This window comes from Vibrio sp. OPT46, assembly GCF_015163535.1.
Taxonomy (GTDB): Bacteria; Pseudomonadota; Gammaproteobacteria; order Enterobacterales; family Vibrionaceae; genus Vibrio; species Vibrio alginolyticus.
Window position 1 is genome coordinate 528 of sequence record NZ_JADDYG010000534.1, and the last position, 1604, is coordinate 2131.

At 38.8% G+C, this 1604-nt stretch carries 3 protein-coding genes; all 3 read left to right on the top strand.

All coding sequences use genetic code 11. The annotated features are described in order from the left end of the window. Window positions 1-349 (top strand): hypothetical protein (locus IQR33_RS35950; protein ID WP_193844045.1); only part of this gene is annotated, 349 nt, incomplete at its 5' end. Between the two features lie 15 nt (window positions 350-364). After that, window positions 365-868 (top strand): hypothetical protein, encoded by a 504-nt coding sequence (locus IQR33_RS35955; RefSeq protein ID WP_193844046.1) that lies wholly within the window; start codon window positions 365-367, stop codon window positions 866-868. 74 nt (window positions 869-942) lie between these two features. After that, a complete protein-coding gene (locus IQR33_RS35960) occupies window positions 943-1254 on the top strand; it encodes a hypothetical protein (RefSeq protein ID WP_193844047.1) in 312 nt (103 codons plus the stop codon). Window positions 1255-1604 lie beyond the last annotated feature (350 nt).

Below are 1604 nucleotides of genomic sequence, written 5' to 3' on the forward strand. Positions count from 1 at the left end.
ACCAGCGCTTAAAATGACTGACTTTGGTAAAGCTCTAGAATTTATAAAAGCTCACGAAGATGATGTCCCAAGTACTCCATCTAAAAAGTTTCTTGATTACGCAAAACAGTTGGAATCGAAGACTGGCCTGAAAATTCCTTCTCAAGCGATTAGTAACGCCAAATTACTATCTAAATATGTAGAAGAGGCAAAACGTATTAAGAAACCAAGTAAAAAGACTATTGCTGCTATTAACGAGCTGGCCAAAAAGTTAAACGTTAGGGTTCCTGCTAGTGAATTAGAAAATGACGAAAGAGCAAAAAACATACTTAGCCGTATGAAAGCAATGATTGCTACAGCATCAAAATAAGGGGTTCAAGTAGATATGATGAATGATATTCTCGAAAAGTATAAACAGGCGTTCCTAACTTCTGACTTTTATAATGACCAAAAAGTTTTAGCACCGGATGATTTAGTCCCGATGATAAGAGGGTTTCTCCATGATAAAGGGGAAGATTTATTAGTGGACAATCACACTAATATCTCTGCGTTCGCCAAGTCAGTCTTTGCGGAGACCAACCTGGAAAAGTTCGAAAGCTTCTTAACCGAACTAAAGTTACTTGTAGACGAGCTTAATTTAGACTTTAGAGGTTCTGCTGACATACCTAACTATGACAATCTCTCTATTACGCTTAGCTTCGACACAGCAAACGAAGACCAGATTGATAGATTGATCCGTTTCGTCAGAAATAACCTCACGAATAATTTCCGAGCATCAGGCCAATACCCTTTAGCTGTATGGAAAGCTTTCATTATCTCCTCAGATTGCTGGTCGGTAGAGTTCCGATTCTCACCGAGATGGGAATTTAAAGAAGATATCCAAGGATAGAAGATTTAGAGTTAATGGTGTTAAATGCTGGAGGACATTATCAGTATTGGCAAATCAACTAACTAGGAAGATCTATGCACAAGGTGACTACGATATTAAAAACAAACATTGGGAACGTGGAAGGTTACTTAGATGAGAGCGGTAGCCTGTTTATTCTGAACCCGCCTAAGATTGAAAATCGCAAGCTTGCTCACTTCCTCCCTACACCTACACAACGTTCAAAAGATGATGTGGAACAAAACCCGAATAACTACCTAAAGGTCGAGGAACCGAGTGAGTTCGCAGGGATTTGGGAAGTGAGTGGACCAAATGTAGGAAAAGGGGATGCGTTCACACCTTATCCTTTTATGTTTAAGAGAGTAAGCCCCCCATCTGAAGGTAGTTAATACGGCACAACTATATTTTGGGTGGTTTCTTAATTGTCAAGATAAATATTTTTAGGTGCGGTTATTTCTAAATCGAATTAACAAACCGTAATTTGGACTTATAGACAGGGTCTTATTCAGTTAGTTAGTGTTCACTGACTGATATTTTGAATTTTGCTATTTATCCACAAATGATCCTCGAACTGCACCTTGATAAACTTTTTTTATCGCACTATCTTGATACCCGTGAGCTCAAGTAGTTCAGTGCATGGAAGCAAATAGTAGCTGTGCTTAGTTTCTTTCGTGATATTAAACTGGAGCTCAAAATCACTTAAACCCCACCATAGGCAGGGTTTAAGAGAGAAGCCAAA